The organism is Streptomyces sp. NPDC045026 (genome assembly GCF_056432625.1).
The window spans coordinates 517,952-537,394 of the sequence record NZ_JBWKIS010000002.1; the positions used below are offsets into that span (position 1 = coordinate 517,952).

Sequence of the window (19,443 nt, forward strand, 5' to 3'; positions counted from 1 at the left end):
GTTGCGGGAGCTGCGGTTCGGGGGGTGGGTGCGTGGCCAGGCGCGAACGCGTGATGAGGATGTCCGTCGAGCAGCCGCTGTGGCGCGCCCTGACGGCGTACCGGCTGCTGACGATGCTGTACGCGATCGGCCTCTTCGTCACCGCGCAGGACCGGTTCGTACGCCCCTGGGTGGCGATCGGCTACTTCGTGGTCCTGGTCGTGTGGACCCTGGCCACCCTGCCGCGCGTGGCGAACGCCGCGAGCTGCACCAAGCGCTTCCTCACCGCCGACCTGGTCGTCGCGCTCACCGGCATCCTGCTCACGCCGGTCGCCGTCGAGCACAGCCGGATCGTGTCCGGCGGCCCGACCCTGCCGTCGATCTGGACGGCCGGCGCGGTCCTGGCGTACGCGGTCAAGGGCGGCTGGCGGTGGGCGGCGTTCGCCTCGCTGCTCGTCGGCGTCGCGAACGTGGCGCAGCGCGGCGCCTTCAGCCGCGACACCCTCCACAACGTCCTGCTCGTGTGCATCGCGTCGATCGCCATCGGCTACGTCGTCGAGGTGGCCCGCGCCTCCGAGCGCACCCTCGCCAGGGCCCTGGAGATCGAGGCGACCACCCGCGAGCGGGAGCGGCTCGCCCGCGACATCCACGACGGAGTGCTCCAGGTCCTCGCCATGGTGCAGCGCCGCGGCACCGCGCTGGGAGGCGAGGCCGCCGAGCTCGGCAGGATGGCCGGCGAGCAGGAGGTCGCCCTGCGGACCCTGGTCGCCGGCGGCCTCGTGCCCACCTCACGTGCCTCCGAGGACGCCTCGCAGGGCGCGCTCGTGCGCGCCGTGGAGGAGCCGGACGAGCCGACCGACACCTCGCCGCGCGATCTGAGGCCGCTGCTCGCTCCGCACACGGGGTCGCGGGTGAGCTTCGCCGAGCCGGGCGCCCCGGTGTTCCTGGCGCCGGTCGCGGCGAAGGAACTCGCGGCCGCTGTCAGTGCCGCCCTGGACAATGTGCGCAGGCACGCCGGGACGGACGCCCGGGCCTGGATCCTGGTCGAGGACGAGCCCGATGCGGTGATCGTGACGGTCCGGGACGACGGTCCCGGCATCCCGGAAGGGCGTCTCGCGCAGGCCGAGGGGGAAGGGCGGCTCGGCGTCGCCCAGTCCATCCGCGGCCGGCTGCGGGACATCGGCGGCACGGCCGAGCTGATCTCGGTGCCGGGACAGGGCACCGAGGTCGAACTGACAGTTCCGAAGGTTTCACGGGGGAAGGCGGGATCGGGAAGATGACCGAGCAGCAGCGGGAAGGCGCCGCCGCAGGCGCGATCAGGGTCATGGTGGTCGACGACCATCCGATGTGGCGCGACGCCGTCGCGCGGGACCTCGCCGAGGCGGGTTTCGACGTGGTGGCCACCGCGGGCGACGGTGAGCAGGCGGTGCGCCGGGCCGGCGCCGCCGCGCCCGACGTCCTCGTACTCGACCTGAACCTGCCGAAGAAGCCCGGCGTCCAGGTCTGCAAGGAACTCGTCGGCGCCGACCCCGCCCTGCGCGTCCTCGTCCTGTCGGCGAGCGGGGAACACGCCGACGTGCTGGAGGCGGTGAAGTCCGGCGCCACCGGTTATCTGCTGAAGTCGGCGTCCACCGAGGAGCTGACCGACGCGGTGCGCCGCACGGCGGCCGGTGACCCCGTCTTCACCCCGGGGCTCGCGGGTCTCGTCCTCGGCGAGTACCGGCGCCTGGCCTCCGAGCCGGCGCCCGCCCCCGGCGCCGACGAGCCCAAGGCCCCGCAGCTCACCGAGCGCGAGACCGAGGTCCTGCGCCTGGTCGCCAAGGGCCTGAGCTACAAGCAGATCGCCGAACGGCTCGTCATCTCCCACCGCACCGTGCAGAACCATGTGCAGAACACCCTGGGCAAACTCCAGCTGCACAACCGCGTGGAGCTGGTCCGATACGCCATCGAGCGCGGCCTCGACGACGCGTAGCCGCCACCGCGCCCCCGGCCCGAGCCCTTAGAAGGATCACCACACAAAGGTCAACACCCTCACTCTTCAACGGAATTCACCCTTCACGTGCTGCCGAAGTGACGTGGATCACCATTAGCGTGACCAGGTCAGCTCACAGTGCTGTGGCGAAGGGACATTTCCATGCGGGTCGGAGTACTGACCGGAGGCGGCGACTGCCCCGGACTCAATGCCGTCATCCGGGGCATCGTCCGCAAGGGCGTGCAGGAGTACGGCTATGACTTCGTCGGTTTCCGGGACGGCTGGCGCGGGCCGCTCGAAGGCGACACCGTACGGCTCGACATCCCGGCAGTCCGGGGCATCCTGCCCCGCGGCGGCACCATCCTCGGCTCCTCGCGCACCAACCCCCTCAAGGTCGAGAACGGCATCCGCCGCATCAAGGAGACCCTCGCAAAGGAGGAGGTCGAGGCGCTCATCGCGATCGGCGGCGAGGACACCCTCGGCGTCGCCGCCCGCCTCACCGACGAGTACGGCGTGCCCGTCGTCGGCGTACCGAAGACCATCGACAACGACCTGTCCGCCACCGACTACACCTTCGGTTTCGACACCGCCGTCGGCATCGCCACCGAGGCCATCGACCGGCTGCACACCACCGCCGAGTCCCACATGAGGGTCCTGGTCTGCGAGGTCATGGGCCGCCACGCGGGCTGGATCGCGCTCCACTCGGGCCTCGCCGGCGGGGCCAACGTCATCCTCATCCCCGAGCAGCGCTTCGACGTCGATCAGGTCTGCGCCTGGGTGACCTCCCGCTTCAAGGCCTCGTACGCCCCGATCGTCGTCATCGCCGAGGGCGCCATGCCCAAGGACGGGCAGATGGTCCTCAAGGACGGATCGCAGGACTCCTTCGGGCACGTCCGCCTCTCCGGCGTCGGCGAATGGCTGGCCAAGGAGGTCGAGCGGCGGACCGGCAAGGAGGCGAGGACCACGGTCCTCGGACACATCCAGCGCGGCGGCACCCCCAGCGCCTTCGACCGCTGGCTCGCCACCCGCTTCGGGCTGCACGCCATCGAGGCCGTGCGTGACCGTGACTTCGGGAAGATGGTCGCGCTGCGCGGCACGGACATCGTGCGGGTGCCGATCGCCGAGGCGACCGCACGACTGAAGACGGTCGATCCGGCGCTGTACGAGGAGGTCGGGGTCTTCTTCGGCTGAAGCGCGACACCGGGGCGATGCCGGGGTGATGCCGGGGGTGGGGCGACGTCAGGTCCTCCCGCCCCGGGTGTCACGGGGTTGCCAGGCCCGTATATTCGCCGTAAACAGCGCACACGACGCGATACAGAAGAAAACGGGAGCAGTCGTGGAGATCCTCGCATTCGGCGTGCAGTCCGACGAGAAGCCCCTCATGGAGAAGGCGTTCGAGGGCCATCACGAGGTCCGCTGCCTGGACGTCTTCCTCAACGAGGACACGGCCCCCATCGCGGCCGGCTACGAGATCATCTCCACCAGCGTCAACGCCACCCTGAACCACCGCGTCCTGCAGACCCTCGCCGCCGGCGGCACGCAGATGATCGCCCAGCGCTCCACCGGCTTCAACAACATCGACCTCGAGGTCGCCGAGCGCCTCGGCCTGACCGTCGCCCGTGTCTCGTACTACTCGCCGTACTCCGTCGCCGAGTTCGCCTGGACCCTCGCGATGGCCGTCAACCGCCGCATCGTCCGCGCCTCGAACCGCACCCGCGACTTCGACTTCAGGCTCGACGGCCTGATGGGCCGCGACCTGCGCGGCCGCACCGTCGGCGTCCTCGGCACCGGCAAGATCGGCGAGGCGTTCACCCGGATCGCCCACGGCTTCGGCATGAAGCTCCTCGGCTGGGACATCGCCGAGAACCCGGCCTGCGTCGAGCTCGGCATGAAGTACGTCGACAAGGAGCAGCTCTTCACCGACGCCGACCTGATCAGCCTGCACGTGCCCCTGCTGCCCGCCACCGAGCACCTCGTCGACAGCGCCGCCCTGCGCACCATGAAGGACGACGCGATCCTGGTGAACTCCAGCCGTGGCGGCCTCATCGACACCAAGGCGCTCGTCTCCGAACTGCGCGAGGGCCGCTTCACGGGCGTCGGTCTCGACGTGTACGAGGCCGAGGCCGGGCTCTTCTTCCTCGACAAGTCGCTCGACGTCGTCGAGGACGACACCCTGGCCCGCCTCGTCACCTTCCCGAACGTCCTGGTCACGTCCCACCAGGCGTACTACACCGTGGACGCCGTGAGCCAGATCATCGAGACCACGGTGGCCAACGTCCTGGACCATCAGGCGGGCCGGCGCTCCGAGAACGTCCTCGTACCGTCCGCGCCCAAGAACTGACCCAGGAGCTGACCGAGCAGCTCCCGCACGACGTCGGCCCCGCGCAGCGACAGCACCGACTCCGGGTGGAACTGCACCCCGGCGACCGCACATCCCGGCCCGCCTGCGGCACGACGCGGCCCGCGCAGCGCGTGCACCTCGCCGCTCGCCGCGTCCCGGCTCACGTCGAAGCCGTGCGCGGCCAGCTCCGCCGCCGCGTCGTCGTCGCAGCGCGCCACGAAACTGTTGTAGAACCCGACGGTCTCGGCCTGTCCGAACAGGTCGATGTCCGTCTGCGCGCCCTGGTACGGCACCTCCTTGCGGACGATCTCCAGGCCCAGCTCGGCCGCGATCAGCTCATGGCCGAGGCACACACCGAGCACGCCGTGCCGGTGATCACGCAGCACCTCGGCGGTCAGCGCGCGCAGGAAACGCATCTTCGGGTCCGCCTCGTCACAGGGGTTGCCCGGTCCGGGGCCCAGGACGACGGGTCCCTCGTGGGCGAGCACGGCCTCCCGCAGCCCCGGCTCGTCATGACGCCGCACGGACACGGTCAGCCCCGACGACCGCAGCAGATGCGCCAGCATCGCCGTGAACGTGTCCTCGGCGTCCACCACGAGCGCGTGCCCCTCCAGGACCGCCGCCGGCTCCTGCATCCGCAGCCAGAACGGCGCCAGCGCCGCCCGCCGCCCGTCGAGTGCCGCCTGCACCCGCGGATCGTCGGCGAGCGCGGGCCGCACGGCCTCGCCGCGCGGCCGTCCGGGCCGCACCCCCAGCGCGGCAAGGACCCCGGCCGCCTTCGCGTGCGTCTCCTGGACCTCGCTCGCCGGGTCCGAGCCGCGCACCAGCGTCGCCCCGACCGGCACCCGCAGCCTCCCGCCCGCGTCGATGTCGGCGGTACGGATCAGGATCGGCGAGTCCAGGGTCTGCGCCCCGCCCGCGTCCCGCCCGACCAGCGCGAGCGCTCCCGCGTAGTAACCGCGCCCGACACCGTCCCGCCCGAGGGGCTCGTACCGCTCGATCACCCGGCACGCGTTCTGCACCGGCGACCCCGTGACGGTCGCCGCGAACATCGTCTCCTTCAGGACGTCGCGCACGTCCAGCGAGGACCGGCCCCTCAACTCGTACTCCGTGTGCGCGAGATGGGCCATCTCCTTCAGGCGCGGGCCGATCACGACCCCGCCCATGTCGCCGACGGTGCACATCATCTTGAGCTCCTCGTCGACGACCATCGACAGCTCCTCGATCTCCTTGCCGTCGGCGAGGAAGTCCAGCAGGTGCTCGGGCGTCGGGCCCTCGGCCGGGTAGCGATAGGTACCGCTGATCGGGTTCATCACGACCGTCCCGCCGCTCATCCGCACATGCACCTCGGGGCTCGCCCCGACCAATGTCCTCTCACCTGTATGCACGACGAACGTCCAGTACGCGCCCCGCTCCCCGGCGAGCAGCCGCCGGAACAGCGCGAGCGCGTCCGCCCGCCCGAACCCCGGGATCTCACCTTCGTACGTCCGACGGATCACGAAGTTGGCGCCCTCGCCCTGCCCGATCTCCTCGCGCAGGACCCGCTCCACGATGTCCGCGTACGCGGCGTCGTCCACGTCGAAGCCCCCGTCCGACACGCGGACGTCATGGGCCGGCAGCTGCGCCAGGACCTCGGCCAGCGGCAGCTCGTACGTCTCCTCGGGGGTGAGCACCGCGAGCGGGGTGCCGTCGTCGCGGACGTCGAAGCCGCGCTCCCTGATCTGCCGGAACGGCACGAGGGCGAGGCCCTCCGGGATGTCGGCGAGCCGCTCGTACGTGCTCACGGGGCCGATCAGGAGTTCCACGGTGTCGGTGGCACGGCCCGGCGCGCGGCGGCGTAGCAGGGCAAAGGGGCGGTCGTCGTGCAGCAGCTCGGACAGGTCCATGGCAGGTGATTCCTCTTCCGGACTCCGGTGCGGAGAGGAACGGCCAGGTCCCGGAAAACACTGAAGGCCGCCCTCGGGCGGCCTTCGCTTCGCTGTACGCGCAGTCAGTGGGCCGCTGGGTGAGCGGTCCACCACCAGTTACGGATCGTGTGCGCGAACATGAGCGGCACCCTACCCGATGGGCAGCTCATGTGTGGGCAACGTGTCTCAAAGGGTGAGCGGTCGGATGGACCGCTCACGTGACCCCGTAATGTTGATGTCGTGACCGTGAACGCTAAGACCAGCGCAAGCGCTGGCAACACCTGGCGAGACCTGCCCGCGGCGCAGCAGCCCGAGTACCCGGATGCCGAGGCTCTGCGCGATGTGATCGCGGACCTCGAGTCGTATCCGCCGCTCGTCTTCGCGGGCGAGTGTGACCAGCTGCGTGCCCGACTGGCGTCCGTCGCCAAGGGAGAGGCGTTCCTCCTCCAGGGCGGCGACTGCGCCGAAGCCTTCGACGGGGTGTCGGCCGACCACATCCGCAACAAGCTCAAGACGCTGCTCCAGATGGGCGCCGTCCTCACCTACGCCGCTTCGGTGCCGGTCGTGAAGGTCGGCCGCATCGCCGGCCAGTACTCCAAGCCGCGCTCCAAGCCGACCGAGACCCGCGACGGGGTGACGCTCCCGACCTACCGGGGCGACTCCGTCAACGGCTTCGACTTCACCGAAGAGGCCCGCATCCCGGACCCCGAGCGCCTGAAGCGGATGTACAACGCGTCCGCGTCCACGCTCAACCTGGTGCGCGCCTTCACCACCGGCGGTTACGCGGACCTGCGCCAGGTGCATGCCTGGAACCAGGACTTCGTGAAGTCGTCCCCGTCCGGCCAGCGCTACGAGCAGCTCGCCCGCGAGATCGACAACGCGCTGAACTTCATGCGCGCATGCGGCACGGACCCGGCCGAGTTCCAGACGGTCGAGTTCTTCTCCTCCCACGAGGCGCTGCTCCTCGACTACGAGTCGGCGCTGACCCGCGTGGACTCGCGTACGGGCAACCTGTACGACGTGTCGGGCCACATGGTGTGGATCGGTGAGCGCACCCGCCAGCTGGACGGCGCGCACATCGAGTTCGCCTCGAAGATCCGCAACCCGATCGGCATCAAGCTCGGCCCGACGACGACGGCCGAGGACGCGCTCCAGTACATCGAGCGCCTCGACCCGGACCGCGAGCCCGGCCGCCTGACCTTCATCGTCCGCATGGGCGCCGACAAGGTCCGCGACAAGCTCCCGGAGCTGGTCGAGAAGGTCACCGCTTCCGGCGCGACCGTCGCCTGGATCACCGACCCGATGCACGGCAACACCTACGAGGCGGCCTCGGGCCACAAGACCCGCCGCTTCGACGACGTGCTCGACGAGGTCAAGGGCTTCTTCGAGGTCCACAAGGAGCTCGGCACGCACCCGGGCGGCATCCACGTCGAGCTCACCGGTGACGACGTCACCGAGTGCGTGGGCGGCGGCGACGAGATCTTCGTCGACGATCTGCACCAGCGCTACGAGACGGCCTGCGACCCGCGTCTGAACCGCAGCCAGTCCCTCGACCTGGCGTTCCTGGTGGCGGAGATGTACCGCGACCAGTGATCTTGCAGTAAATGCCGTGGGGCGCGGATCACAGTGATCCGCGCCCCACGGCACTTTTGTGCTCCGGACCCGGCGGGTAAGGTTAGGTTAGCCTCACCGTTCATTAGGGCGGGAGCAACGAGCCGGTCCTGATCGCTGGGAGGTGAACCGCGTGTACGTCTGCAACTGCTTCGGTGTGACCGAGGACCAGGTCAAGAAGCACGCGGGCGACGGTGCGTGCACCCCCCGCCAGATAGCGTCGGCCTGCAAGGCCGGCACGGACTGCGGCTCCTGCGTACGCCGCATCCAGGCGCTGCTCGGCCGTGAAGCGTGCCCGCGCCGCGAGCTGGTCGAGAAGGGGAGGCCCGCCCTGACGGGTGACCCGAACGCCCGCGTGGAGCTCCCGGAAGCCGCCTGAGGTTCCCACCGGGGTTCCGCCCGAACGTTTGCGGCCGCTAGCTGTCCGCCTGCTCGATCAGCTGTCAGGCTGCTCGATCTGCTGGGCCAGGTACAGCGCCTCGCCGAGACTCTCGATCAGCTCCAGCTGGGTGTCGAGGTAGTCGATGTGGTGCTCCTCGTCCTCCAGGATGTCCTCGAAGATCCGCGCCGACGTCACATCGCCCTTGGCCCGCATGACGTCGATGCCGCGCTTGAGGCGGTCGATCGCCTCGACCTCGACCTGCCGGTCGGCCTGGAACATCTCCGTGACGGTCTGCCCGACCCGCACGTGGAAGAGCCGCTGGTAATTCGGCAGGGCGTCGAGGAAGAGAATTCGTTCCGTCAGCCGGTCCGCGTGCTTCATCTCGTCGATGGACTCTGCGCGGGTGTACTTCGCGAGCTTGGTCCAGCCGTTGTTGTCCTGGATCCGGTAGTGGAGCCAGTACTGGTTGATGGCCGTCAGCTCGCCCGTGAGCTGCTCGTTGAGGAATTCGATGACCTCGGGGTCGCCCTGCATCGCAGAGGCTCCTTCCACGTGGTGGACTCGGCAGGTTTCGCGCATCCTCGCACCGGCGCCGAAAACCGTCCAGTAAGTGCACGCTTAGTGCGAGTTGCCCGTTTCGGCGGCGGCCGGACTCTCGCTGGTCACGTCCACTGCCCGGGGTCTGTCAGGATGGAGGCATGGGTCAGCCGGTGGGTCGCGAGTCTGGGGGAGCAGTGCAGTCGGAGCTTCCACCGGGACAGCGTCTCCAGCGGGGCTGGCCGGTCACGCACTACGGCCCGGTGCCCAAGTTCCGCCCCGAGCGCTGGGAGTTCAGGGTCTTCGGTGCCACCGCCGACGGGGACAAGCACTGCTGGACCCACGAGGAGTTCTCCGCCCTGCCGTACGGCACGGTCGTGGCCGATCTGCACTGCGTCACGAAGTTCAGCATGCTCGGCGCGGAGTGGGGCGGGGTGCCCGCCGCGACGATCCTCGAACTGGCGCCGCCCGCGCGCGCCGTCACCCACGTGATGGTCTGGGCCGAGTACGGCTTCAGCGCGAATCTCCGGCTCGAGGACTTCGCCGGCGACCGCACGATCTTCGCCACCCACAAGGACGGTGAACTGCTCACCGCCGAACACGGCTTCCCGCTCCGCCTCGTCGTGCCCCACCTGTACGCCTGGAAGGGCCCGAAGTGGGTCCGCGGCATCGAGTACATGACGGCCGACCGCCGCGGTTTCTGGGAGGAGCGCGGCTATCACAACGTCGGCGACCCCTGGCGGGAACAGCGCTACTCGTACCAGGAAGAGCCCGAGGACGGCCCCGAGCTCTGATCCCTGGCACTTCTCGCACGGTCCTCCGGCGGGTCGTGCTTCTCGTACGGCTCGTCAGTGGTGGTACTGGTGCACCACCGCGTGGCCCTTGCCGCGGCCGATCATCCACTTGTTGACCGGCGTGGTGACCACGAAGGCGATCGCCAGTGAGGCCGCGAGCGCACCCCAGAACAGGGCATCCGACAGATGCGCGTCCATCGCGCTCGGCCACAGCGCGATCACGCCGTTGTCGATCAGCTCCATGACGGCGATGGACAGGGTGTCCGCGGCGAGCGCGACCCGGAACGCGGTCCTGAAGTCGACGCCCGCCTTCAGGACGCCGCGCAGCGTGAGCGAGTAGCCGAAGAAGAACGCCAGGACGATCGCCAGGATCATCGTCGGCAGGTTCCCCCAGCCGAGCGCCGTGCCGATCGCCATGCCGAGGACCTCGCCGATGGCGCATCCCGTGAGGCAGTGCAGGGTCGCCTGTGCGGCCATGGACCAGCTGACCTTGCCGGGGCCGGCGTGACTGCCGTGACCGGCGTGGGTGTGCTCAGACTGCTCGTGATCTGCGTGCTGACCGTGGTGCGCGTGTCCGGCGTGCGTCTCGTGCTTCATGAGTTCCCCCAACGTCAGAGAGCGGTTCCTGTCGCCGACAAGAACCGTATACCCCCCGGGGGTATTCCTCAAGAGATCTCCGAAGCGGTCTCCGAAGCGCGCCGCTAGCCCTTCCGCAGCTCCTTCAGACGGGCCACGTCCGTCGCGTGTCCCTCCTTGCCGCCGGGCGTCTCGATGATCAGCGGCACGTTCTCGGTCGCCGGGTGGGCCATCAGCGCGCGGAACGGCTCCGCGCCGATGTGGCCGGAACCGATGTTCTCGTGGCGGTCCTTGTGCGCCCCCACGACGTCCTTGGAGTCGTTGGCGTGGATCAGCTTGAGGCGGCCCTCGCCCACGGTGTCCACGAGCAGGTCCAGCGTCTGCCGCATGCCGTCGGGGCCGGTCAGGTCGTGGCCCGCCGCATAGATGTGGCACGTGTCCAGGCAGATACCCAGCTTCGGGTGGGCGTCGAGCACGTCGAAGTACGGCCCGAAGTCCCAGGTCCGCGAGCACAGCGAAGAGCCCTGGCCCGCGGTCGACTCGAGCAGGAGGTACGGGTCGTCGTCATGGGTCAGCTCGTCGAGGAGCGGCAGCATGTGCTCCCGCACCTGCGCGAGCGCCACGTCCCGCGCACGGCCGCCGGTCGCCGAACCCGTGTGCACGACGACGCCGAGCGCACCGATCTCCCGGCCGCGGCGCAGCGAATGCCGCAGCGACTCCACCGACTTCTCCACGGTCGCCTCGGTGTGCGAGCCGAAATTGATCAGATAGGGCGCGTGGACGTACGCCGGAATCCGCTCGGCGGCGCACGCCGCGCGGAACTCCTCGTCCTGCTTCGGATTGCCGGGAGGCGTCGCCCAGCCGCGCGGGTTGGCGACGAAGACCTGGACGGTCTCGGCGCCCAGCTCGCGCGCGTACGAAAGCCCTACGGAGGCCAGGCCGCCGGCGACGGGGACATGGCCGCCGACCGGGTTACGGGATGCGGTGTCGGTGCTGCTCACGCGGTCAAGGGTGGCATGCGCGCGTGAGCGTCCCGTCAGCGGATCTCGATGGTGATCGTCGACCCCTTGGGGGCCTCGTCACCGCCCTCCACGGACTGCTTCTTCACCGTGTCGCCGAGCCAGCCGAGCAGACCGCGGTCCTCGTCGACCTCGAAGCCCCTGTCCTTGAGCTTCTGCGTGGCGTCGTCGACGCTCATCCCCACGACGTCGGGAACCCTGACCATGACCGGGCCCTTGGAGATCGTCAGCATGACCGTGTCACCCTCGCCGAGCCGGGTGCCCTCGCGGGGAGACTGCTTGGCGACGCTGCCCTTGTCCGAATCGGAGTGGACCTGTTCCGTGGAGATCTCGGCTTTCAGGCCCGCGTCCTGAAGGTCGGCGATGGCGTCCTCCTCGGACTCGCCCGTCACGTCCGGGACGTCCACCGGGGCGCCCCTGCTGACCGTGAGCGCGACGGCCGAGCCGGCCTTGCGGGTGGTGCCGGACTCCGGGTTCGTGGCGATCACGGACCCCTTGGGGACGTCCTCGTCGAAGTCCTTGGTGACCATGCCGGGCTCCAGGCCCGCGTCCTTCAGCCGACGCTCGGCCTTGGCGAGGGGCGTGCCCTCGAGATCGGGGACCTTCACGGTCTCCGGGCCCAGGGACACCGTAAGATCCACCGCCCCGTTGTCCCGGATGCGGGCGCCCGCCCGGGGATCGCTGGAGATGACGGTGCCGCGCTTCACGGTGTCGCTGTACGCGCGCTTGACGTGCCCGAGGTCGAGCCCCGCGTCGCCGAGCCGCTCCTTCGCCTGCGTCTGCGTCTTGGCGAGCAGCGGAGGGACCTTCGTGAACTGGCCCGAGTTGATGTACCAGACGCCCGCGCCGAGGCCGAGAGCGAGCAGCAGGGCCGCGACGGCCGCGAGCACGCCGCGGCGCGGACGACGCCGGCGGGAAGGTGCGGGCGGCGGGGGCGGCGCCTCGAAGCGGCTCGTGCGGTTGAGCTCGGCCTGCGGGTCCTGGTCGTCGGCGGGCAGCGGGAGCTGTACGCCCCGGGTCCGCAGCGCCCGCGGGATCACGCTCGTACGGTCGTCGGAGATGTCACGGTCCTCGGGGCGCGCGGCCGGCGGCAGGGCGTCGAGCTGCGCGTCGGTGAGGGGGGCCCGGGCCCCCCTGGCCTGGGCGAGCAGCGCCACCGCGTCGTACGGCCTGAGGTCGGGCGTGCGCGCCGTTGCCGACGCGACGAGTGCGTCCAGCTCCGTGGGCAGGCCCGGCACGGACGCGGACGGAGGCGGCACGTCCTCGTTCAGGTGTTGGTAGAGGACCTGGGCGGGGGAGTCGCCCGAGTGCGGCTTGGAGCCCGTGAGCATCTCGTAGAGCACCACCCCGCACGCGTACACGTCGACGCGAGGGTCCGCGGTGCCCGACTCGATCTGCTCGGGGGCGAGATAGGAGACGGTGCCGAGGATGGCGCCCGTCGTGTTCGTGACGGTGTCCACGGCCCGCACGAGGCCGAAGTCCGCCACCTTCACGCGGCCGTCGTCGCCTATCAGGACGTTCTCCGGCTTCATGTCGCGGTGCACGAACCCCGCGCGGTGCGCGGCGCCGAGTGCGGCGAGGACCGGCTCCAGGATGTCGAGCGCGGCGCGCGGCCGCAGTGCCCCGCGGTCCCGCAGGACGTCCCGCAGGGTGCAGCCCGCGACGTACTCCATCGCCAGATAGACGTACTGGCCGTCCGCGCCCTGGTCGAAGACCCCGACCACATTCGGGTGGGAGAGCCGGGCGACGGACTTGGCCTCGCGGATGAAGCGCTCGACGAACGAGACGTCGGCGGCGAGGGCCGGGTGCATCACCTTGAGCGCGAGCACGCGGTCGAGGCGGGTGTCCACGGCCCTGTAGACCGTGGCCATCCCGCCGACCGCGATGCGTGCGTCGACGCGGTACCGGCCGTCGAGCACCTGCCCGACGAGAGGGTCCTGAAGGGTCGTGTCCACGCAGGTGAGTGTACGAGCCGCCGCCGACACCCGGGTCGGCTGCAGTCCTCGAGCGGCCGTACTGAAGCAGAGCTGTAACCGGGCTGTACGGACCTCAGAACGCGGGCCGCTCCGGGTCGAGCCTGGCCATGCCGGACACGGGCGACGAGGCGTCCGCGAAGTGCCTGCGGGGGATCCGGCCCGCCCGGAACGCCAGCCGCCCGGCCTCGACCGCGTGCCGCATGCCCTCCGCCATCAGGGTGGGCTCCTGCGCGCGGGTCACCGCTGAGGCGAGCATCACACCGGCGCACCCCAGCTCCATCGCGAGCGCCGCGTCGGACGCGGTCCCGGCGCCCGCGTCCAGGATCACCGGCACGCGCGCGTGCTCGGTGATCAGCTGGAAGTTGTGCGGGTTGCGGATGCCGAGCCCGGAGCCGATGGGGGAGCCGAGCGGCATGACCGCGGCGCAGCCCACGTCCTCCAGCTTCCGCGCGAGCACCGGGTCGTCGTTCGTGTACGGCAGCACAGTGAAGCCGTCGTCGACGAGGATCTCCGCCGCGTCCAGGAGCTCGATCGGGTCGGGCAGGAGGGTGCGCTCGTCCGCGATGACCTCCAGCTTGACCAGGTCGGTGCCGAGCGCCTCGCGCGCGAGGCGGGCGGTCAGGACGGCCTCACCGGCGGTGAAACAGCCCGCCGTGTTGGGCAGCACCTGGATCCCCAGCTTCTCCAGGACGGAGAGCACGGAGCCCTGCACGCTCGCGTCCACGCGCCGCATCGCGACCGTCGTCAGCTCCGTGCCGGACGCGACGAGGGAGCGTTCCAGGACGTCGAGGCTGGGCGCCCCGCCCGTGCCCATGATCAGGCGGGACGAGAAGGACGTGCCGCCGATGACCAAGGAGTCGTCAGCCATGGGTTCAGCCTCCCTGGACTGCGGTGAGGACCTCGACGCGGTCCCCGTCCGTGAGTGCGGTGCCGGCCCACTGCGCGCGCGGGACGACGGTTTCGTTGAGTGCGGCGGCGACGCCGGACGGCGCGGTGGTCAGCGCCGCGACGAGGACGTCGAGCGTGGTGCCCGGGGCGACCTCGCGGCCCTCGCCGTTCACGGATACGTGGGTGACGGACACGGTCATACGGACTGCTCCACAGAGACGGGTGCGGGGAGGGCGCCGAAGCGCCGCGGGGTGAAGGGGCGGGCCACTTCGGGGAGTTCGCCGGTGGCGAGCACGTGGGCCATGGAGTCGCCGGTGACCGGCGTGAGCAGCACGCCGTTGCGGTAGTGGCCGGTGGCGAGCAGCAGGCCCGGCAGGGCGGTCGGGCCGAGGATCGGGGCGTTGTCGGGGGAGCACGGGCGCAGGCCGGCGATGGTCTCCGTGAGCGGCAGTTCCGTGATGCCGGGCACCAGCTCGTGGGCGTCGCGCAGCAGCTCGTAGACGCCGCCCGCGGTGACCGTCGTGTCCCAGCCGAGTTCCTCGCTGGTGGCCCCGACGACCAGCTCGCCGTTGACCCGGGGCACCAGATAGAGGTTGCCGCCACGCACGACGGCGCGCACGGTGCGGCTCAGGAACGGCGCGTACACCTTCGGCACGGTCAGGCGCAGCACCTGCCCCTTCACCGGGCGCACCGGCGGCAGCACGTCGTCCGGTACCCCGGCGAGCCTGCCGCTGAGGCTGCCGCCGGCGAGGACGACCTGGTCCGCGTCGAGCCCGGTGCCGTCGGCGAGGACCACACCGCGAGCACCCTCTCGGACGACTGTCAGCCGCTCGGCCCACTGCCGGTGGAACTGCACCCCGGCCCGCTCGCAGGCCACGACAAGGGCCTTCGCGAGGCGCCTCGGGTCGATCTGGTGGTCACCGTCGACGCGCAGGCCGCCCCGCACGGACGGGGCCAGCATCGGTTCGAGGCGCCGGCACTCACGGCCCGACAGCCACTCCGACTCCAGACCCGACTTGCGCTGGAGGGCGTGCAGTTCCCGAAGATGCGCGCGGTCGTCCGCGTCGAGCGCGACGGCGAGGGTGCCGCACGCGCGGTAGCCGAGGTCGAGCCCGGTGGCCTCGGAGAGCTCGGCCGCGAACGCCGGATAGCGGCGCGCGGACTCCACGTTGAGCCCGAGGAGGGTCTGTTCGGCCTCTCCGTAGTGCAGTTCGGTGACGGCGGCGAGCATCCCGGCCGCCACCTGCGCGGCCCCGCCGCCCGGTTCGGGGTCCACGACCGCGGTGCGCAGCCCGCGCTGCGCGGCCCGCCACGCGGTGACGAGACCGATGATCCCGCCGCCCACGACCAGGACGTCGGAGCCTTCTGAAGTACGAGACATGGGCGTCCAGCCCCTCCCTTCGCCGGCATGACCCGGATCAGGTTCGTACGGTCGGAGGCCGTCCCAGCCTCCCTCTCAGCCCGGTACGTCCGGGCTCCCGCGAGTGCTTTACGGTGGCCACCCTAAACCCCTGCCCAGACCTCCAGTAAGGGAGCCCGCCCGCATGGCCCGCTCGCTCGACGGACTCGTCCTCGCCCCGGTCGCCGACCAGTCTCCAGGTCAGGTGGGCACGCGGACGCGGTTCACGTACCACGAGGAGGACGGCCGGATCTGGGCCGAGTACGCGGGCGGGGACGTCGTGCGCGGCCACCTCGTGGGCACTCGCGAGGGGGACCGGATCGACTTCAGGTACGTGCAGCTGAAGACGGACGCGACGACCTCCTCCGGGCACTGCGTCTCGCTCGTCGTCGACCTTCCCGACGGGCGCGTGCGGCTGGACGAGACGTGGGAGTGGGAGTCGCAGACGGGCAGCGGGACGAGCGTCGTCGAAGAGGTCCCGGGCGCTTGACGGCGGGAGCGGGAGCGGGGGAGGGTCGGAGCGGTCAAACCGGCGCCCGGTGTGGAAGACGTCACGGACACGGTGTGACCGGGCCCGATGACTGACTGAACGTCAGGTGCATATGGTGATCCGGTGAGCGAGCAGACCCAGAACCAGGCCCCGGTGCCCCAGGCAGGGCGGCACGTCGTCATCGTCGGCGCCGGGATGGCGGGGGTCCAGACCGCCGTGGCCCTGCGCGAACAGGGCTTCACCGGCGCCGTCACGCTGATCGGCGCGGAACCCCACCAGCCGTACGACCGGCCTCCGCTGTCCAAGGCCGTCCTGCTCGGCAAGGCCGAGGGGTCCGCCTTCGACGTGGACTTCGAAGCCCTCGACATCACGCTCGAACTGGGCCGCGAGGTCACCGGCGTAACCCCCGCCGAACACACCCTCGACACCGCCACGGGCCCCGCCCCCTACGACGTCCTCGTCCTCGCGACCGGCGCCGAGCCCATCAGGCTGCCCGGCACGGAGGACATCCCCGGTGTCCATCTGCTGCGCACGCTCGACGACGCCGAACGCCTGCGCCCCGTCCTCGCCGCGCAGCGCGACATCGTCGTCGTGGGCGCGGGCTGGATCGGCGCCGAGTTCGCCACCGCGGCCCGCGAGGCCGGTTGCGCGGTCACCGTCGTCGAGGCGGCCGAGCGGCCGCTCGCCGGGGCGCTGCCCGAGGAGGTCGCCGCCCCCATGGCCGCCTGGTACGCGGATGCCGGGGCGGAACTGCGCACCCACGCGCGCGTGGCGCACGTCGAGCCGGGATCCGTGGTCCTCGACGACGGCACCCGGGTGCCCGCCGGCGCCGTCGTCGTCGGCATCGGGGCCCGCCCCGCCACCGGCTGGCTCATCGGCTCCGGCATTACGCTCGGCGCCCACCGCGAGGTCGTGGCGGACAACCGCCTGCACACCTCCGAGCCCGATGTGTACGCCGTCGGCGACTGCTCGTCCTTCCCTTCGGGCCGGTACGGCGAGCGCCTGATGGTCCACCACTGGGACAACGCGCTCCAGGGCCCCCGCACGGTCGCCGCCAACATCATCGGCGAGAACCCGGCGACGTACGACCCGGTGCCGTACTTCTGGTCGGAGCAGTTCGGCCGCTTCGTGCAGTACGCCGGGCATCACGCGGCCGCCGACACCACCGTGTGGCGCGGCGACCCGCAGGGCGCGTCCTGGAGCGTGTGCTGGCTGCGCGAGAGCCGGCTCGTCGGCGTCCTCGCCGTGGGCCGCCCGCGCGACCTGGCGCAGGGGCGCAAGCTCATCGAGTCGGGTGCCCCGCTGGACGCGGAGGTCATCAGCGACCCGGCCCGCCCGCTGAAGGCCGCTGTCGTCTGACCGCCCCGCCGGGGCGACCGGGCCTTTTGTGCGGCCGCGTTTCCCACTGTCAGTCCGGGATGGCACGCTTGTCCTGTGACCGAGATTGACGCAAAGATCGATGCTCTCGTCCCCGAGTGGCTCACCCTCCCCGACATCGCCGAGCAGTTCGGTGTGGAGGTGACGCGCGTGCGGCAGCTGGTGAAGGAAGGCCAGGTGATCGCCGTACGCCGCGGTGAGAACAGGGCGCTGCACGTGCCCGCCGCCTTCATCGACGGCGACAAGGTCGTCAAGGGCCTCACCGGGACCCTGACCCTGCTGAGGGACGACGGCTACAACGACGAAGAGATGCTCGAGTGGCTCTTCACCCCCGACCCGACCCTGCCGGGCACCCCCGCGCAGGCGCTGAGCGAGAATCGCGGCACGGAGGTGAAGCGCCGCGCCCAGGCGCTCGCCGTCTGACCTGACAACCGTCCGGCGTGCGGGCCGCCCTCACGGCGGCCCGCACGCCACCGACCAAGGGGGGACTCACCCATGGCCATGGCCGCCACGCAGCGCGCCCAGTTCGCCGACGCCCGGCTGTACCTGTGCACGGACGCCCGTAAGCGCCAGGGCGACCTCCCCGAGTTCCTCGACACCGTCCTGGCGAACGGCGTGGACATCGTGCAGTTGCGCGACAAGGGCATGGAGGCGGGCGAGGAGCTGGAGCACCTCGCCGTCATGGCCGACGCCGCCGCCCGCCACGGCAAGCTGTTCGCGGTCAACGACCGGGCGGACGTCGCCCACGCCGCCGGCGCCGACGTCCTGCATCTGGGCCAGGGCGACCTGCCGGTCGCGGCCGCCCGCGCCATCCTCGGCGAGGACGTCCTGATCGGCCGCTCCACGCACGCCGACACGGAGGCCGCCGCGGCCGCCGTCCAGGACGGCGTGGACTACTTCTGCACCGGCCCCTGCTGGCCGACCCCCACCAAGCCCGGCCGGTACGCACCCGGCCTCGACCTGGTGCGTTACACCGCCTCGCTCGGCACGGACCGCCCCTGGTTCGCGATCGGCGGCATCGACGCGGGCAATCTGGACGAGGTGCTTGAAGCGGGCGCCCGCCGTGTCGTCGTCGTCCGCGCCATCACCGAGGCGGACGACCCGGGCGCAGCGGCGGCCGACTTCGCGAAGCGGCTGCGCACGGCCTGATCCGCACGGCCTGACCCGTTCGGTCGGGCCCCGCCAAGACGGGTGTCCGCAGGGTGGACGGAGATTAGGGACAGGGCGCTCCCGTGGCTAACCTGCCCATATGGCCCTTGGCACCGCTTCCACCAGGACTGATCGCGCACGCACCGTGCGCGACATGCTCGCGACCGGCAAGACGACCTTCTCGTTCGAGTTCTCGGCGCCGAAGACCCCGAAGGGTGAGCGGAACCTCTGGAACGCGCTGCGCCGGGTCGAGGCCGTCGCGCCCGACTTCGTCTCCGTGACGTACGGGGCCGGCGGCTCCACCCGCGCCGGCACCGTCCGCGAGACGGAGCAGATCGTCGCCGACACGACCCTGACCCCGGTCGCCCACCTCACGGCCGTCGACCACTCCGTGGCCGAGCTGCGCAACATCATCGGCCAGTACGCGGACGCGGGAATCAGGAACATCCTCGCTGTGCGCGGAGACCCGCCCGGCGACCCCATGGCCGACTGGGTCGCGCACCCCGAGGGCCTGACCTACGCGGCCGAGCTGGTCCAGCTCATCAAGGAGTCGGGCGATTTCTGTGTCGGCGTCGCGGCCTTCCCCGCGATGCACCCGCGCTCCGAGGACTGGGACTCCGACGTGCGGCACTTCGTGGACAAGTGCCGCGCGGGCGCCGACTACGCGATCACTCAGATGTTCTTCTACCCGGAGGAGTATCTGCGGCTGCGCGACCGGGTCGCGGCAGCGGGTTGCGACACCCCCGTCATCCCCGAGATCATGCCGGTGACGAGCGTGCGCATGCTGGAACGGCTGCCGCAGCTCAGCAACGCCTCGTTCCCGCCCGCCCTGAAAGAGCGCATCCTCACAGCCAAAGACGATCCGGCGGCTGTACGCTCCATTGGCATCGAGTTCGCGACGGAGTTCTGCGCGAAGCTGCTGGACGAGGGCGTTCCGGGTCTGCACTTCATCACGCTCAACAACTCCACGGCGACACTGGAGATCTACGAGAATCTGGGCCTGCACGACCAGCGGGCCTGACCCGGCCGTATTCCACCAGGGGCGG

21 protein-coding genes and 1 riboswitch are annotated in these 19,443 nt (G+C 70.9%); of the genes, 12 read left to right on the forward strand and 9 right to left on the reverse strand.

Annotated features, from left to right (window positions below; all coding sequences use genetic code 11):
• Positions 1-32 precede the first annotated feature (32 nt).
• From macS to AC07EJ_RS06180, 4 genes are all read left to right on the forward strand, one after another.
• Positions 33-1,259, forward strand: a complete 1,227-nt coding sequence (gene macS / locus AC07EJ_RS06165; RefSeq protein ID WP_478883864.1) for a MacS family sensor histidine kinase — start codon at positions 33-35, stop codon at positions 1,257-1,259.
• A complete protein-coding gene (locus tag AC07EJ_RS06170; RefSeq protein WP_362900009.1) occupies positions 1,256-1,951 on the forward strand; it encodes a response regulator transcription factor in 696 nt (231 codons plus the stop codon). Before macS ends, AC07EJ_RS06170 begins: the two co-directional genes overlap by 4 nt.
• Positions 1,952-2,113: 162 nt before the next feature.
• Positions 2,114-3,142: a 6-phosphofructokinase gene (locus AC07EJ_RS06175; protein ID WP_389474935.1), complete on the forward strand. Its 1,029-nt coding sequence runs from the start codon at positions 2,114-2,116 to the stop codon at positions 3,140-3,142.
• 145 nt (positions 3,143-3,287) lie between these two features.
• Complete coding sequence (locus AC07EJ_RS06180) at positions 3,288-4,292, forward strand: 2-hydroxyacid dehydrogenase (protein ID WP_389474937.1); 1,005 nt, start codon at positions 3,288-3,290, stop codon at positions 4,290-4,292.
• On the opposite strand, the gene AC07EJ_RS06185 is transcribed toward AC07EJ_RS06180, so the two are convergent.
• A complete protein-coding gene (locus AC07EJ_RS06185; protein ID WP_389474939.1) occupies positions 4,238-6,178 on the reverse strand; it encodes an anthranilate synthase family protein in 1,941 nt (646 codons plus the stop codon). The genes AC07EJ_RS06180 and AC07EJ_RS06185 overlap by 55 nt on opposite strands.
• 104 nt (positions 6,179-6,282) lie before the next feature.
• On the reverse strand, positions 6,283-6,369 hold the full coding sequence (locus AC07EJ_RS06190; RefSeq protein WP_389475634.1) for a trp operon leader peptide: 87 nt from the start codon (positions 6,367-6,369) through the stop codon (positions 6,283-6,285).
• Between the two features lie 70 nt (positions 6,370-6,439).
• Between AC07EJ_RS06190 and AC07EJ_RS06195 the strand changes: the two genes are divergently transcribed.
• Complete coding sequence (locus AC07EJ_RS06195) at positions 6,440-7,792, forward strand: class II 3-deoxy-7-phosphoheptulonate synthase (RefSeq protein ID WP_389474941.1); 1,353 nt, start codon at positions 6,440-6,442, stop codon at positions 7,790-7,792.
• A gap of 142 nt (positions 7,793-7,934) precedes the next feature.
• Complete coding sequence (locus tag AC07EJ_RS06200; protein WP_389474943.1) at positions 7,935-8,189, forward strand: (2Fe-2S)-binding protein; 255 nt, start codon at positions 7,935-7,937, stop codon at positions 8,187-8,189.
• Positions 8,190-8,246: 57 nt separating this feature from the next.
• On the opposite strand, the gene bfr is transcribed toward AC07EJ_RS06200, so the two are convergent.
• A complete protein-coding gene (gene bfr / locus AC07EJ_RS06205) occupies positions 8,247-8,726 on the reverse strand; it encodes a bacterioferritin (protein ID WP_116502549.1) in 480 nt (159 codons plus the stop codon).
• 164 nt (positions 8,727-8,890) lie between these two features.
• On the opposite strand from bfr, the gene AC07EJ_RS06210 reads away from it, so the two are divergent.
• Positions 8,891-9,523: a sulfite oxidase-like oxidoreductase gene (locus AC07EJ_RS06210; protein WP_389474946.1), complete on the forward strand. Its 633-nt coding sequence runs from the start codon at positions 8,891-8,893 to the stop codon at positions 9,521-9,523.
• 54 nt (positions 9,524-9,577) lie between these two features.
• Here the strand turns inward: AC07EJ_RS06210 and AC07EJ_RS06215 are convergent, their stop codons facing one another.
• The 6 genes from AC07EJ_RS06215 to thiO form a co-directional block, all read right to left on the reverse strand.
• A complete protein-coding gene (locus tag AC07EJ_RS06215; RefSeq protein WP_389474948.1) occupies positions 9,578-10,120 on the reverse strand; it encodes a DUF4396 domain-containing protein in 543 nt (180 codons plus the stop codon).
• Between the two features lie 104 nt (positions 10,121-10,224).
• Positions 10,225-11,100 (reverse strand): deoxyribonuclease IV, encoded by an 876-nt coding sequence (locus tag AC07EJ_RS06220; RefSeq protein WP_389474950.1) that lies wholly within the window; start codon positions 11,098-11,100, stop codon positions 10,225-10,227.
• Positions 11,101-11,135: 35 nt separating this feature from the next.
• Positions 11,136-13,073, reverse strand: coding sequence for a Stk1 family PASTA domain-containing Ser/Thr kinase (gene pknB, locus AC07EJ_RS06225; protein ID WP_478883865.1), 1,938 nt, complete (start codon positions 13,071-13,073; stop codon positions 11,136-11,138).
• A 94-nt stretch (positions 13,074-13,167) separates the two neighbouring features.
• Positions 13,168-13,962: a thiazole synthase gene (locus AC07EJ_RS06230; protein ID WP_389474954.1), complete on the reverse strand. Its 795-nt coding sequence runs from the start codon at positions 13,960-13,962 to the stop codon at positions 13,168-13,170.
• 4 nt (positions 13,963-13,966) lie between these two features.
• Positions 13,967-14,182: a sulfur carrier protein ThiS gene (thiS, locus tag AC07EJ_RS06235; RefSeq protein ID WP_393582360.1), complete on the reverse strand. Its 216-nt coding sequence runs from the start codon at positions 14,180-14,182 to the stop codon at positions 13,967-13,969.
• Complete coding sequence (gene thiO / locus AC07EJ_RS06240; protein ID WP_393582359.1) at positions 14,179-15,363, reverse strand: glycine oxidase ThiO; 1,185 nt, start codon at positions 15,361-15,363, stop codon at positions 14,179-14,181. The genes thiS and thiO overlap by 4 nt, the downstream gene beginning before the upstream one ends.
• Positions 15,361-15,474: riboswitch (TPP riboswitch) on the reverse strand. It overlaps the preceding gene by 3 nt.
• Positions 15,475-15,526: 52 nt before the next feature.
• On the opposite strand from thiO, the gene AC07EJ_RS06245 reads away from it, so the two are divergent.
• The 5 genes from AC07EJ_RS06245 (at position 15,527) to metF (ending at position 19,418) form a co-directional block, all read left to right on the forward strand.
• Positions 15,527-15,871: an avidin-fold protein gene (locus AC07EJ_RS06245; protein WP_389474959.1), complete on the forward strand. Its 345-nt coding sequence runs from the start codon at positions 15,527-15,529 to the stop codon at positions 15,869-15,871.
• A gap of 123 nt (positions 15,872-15,994) precedes the next feature.
• The gene (locus tag AC07EJ_RS06250; protein ID WP_389474961.1) at positions 15,995-17,230 is read left to right on the forward strand and encodes an NAD(P)/FAD-dependent oxidoreductase; all 1,236 of its coding nucleotides are present in this window, start codon (positions 15,995-15,997) and stop codon (positions 17,228-17,230) included.
• A 75-nt stretch (positions 17,231-17,305) separates the two neighbouring features.
• Positions 17,306-17,671, forward strand: coding sequence for an Rv2175c family DNA-binding protein (locus AC07EJ_RS06255; protein ID WP_100592200.1), 366 nt, complete (start codon positions 17,306-17,308; stop codon positions 17,669-17,671).
• Between the two features lie 78 nt (positions 17,672-17,749).
• Complete coding sequence (thiE, locus tag AC07EJ_RS06260) at positions 17,750-18,397, forward strand: thiamine phosphate synthase (protein WP_389475636.1); 648 nt, start codon at positions 17,750-17,752, stop codon at positions 18,395-18,397.
• Positions 18,398-18,497: 100 nt separating this feature from the next.
• Entirely contained in the window at positions 18,498-19,418 is a 921-nt protein-coding gene (metF, locus tag AC07EJ_RS06265; protein WP_362900032.1) for a methylenetetrahydrofolate reductase [NAD(P)H], read from the forward strand.
• Positions 19,419-19,443: the final 25 nt, after the last annotated feature.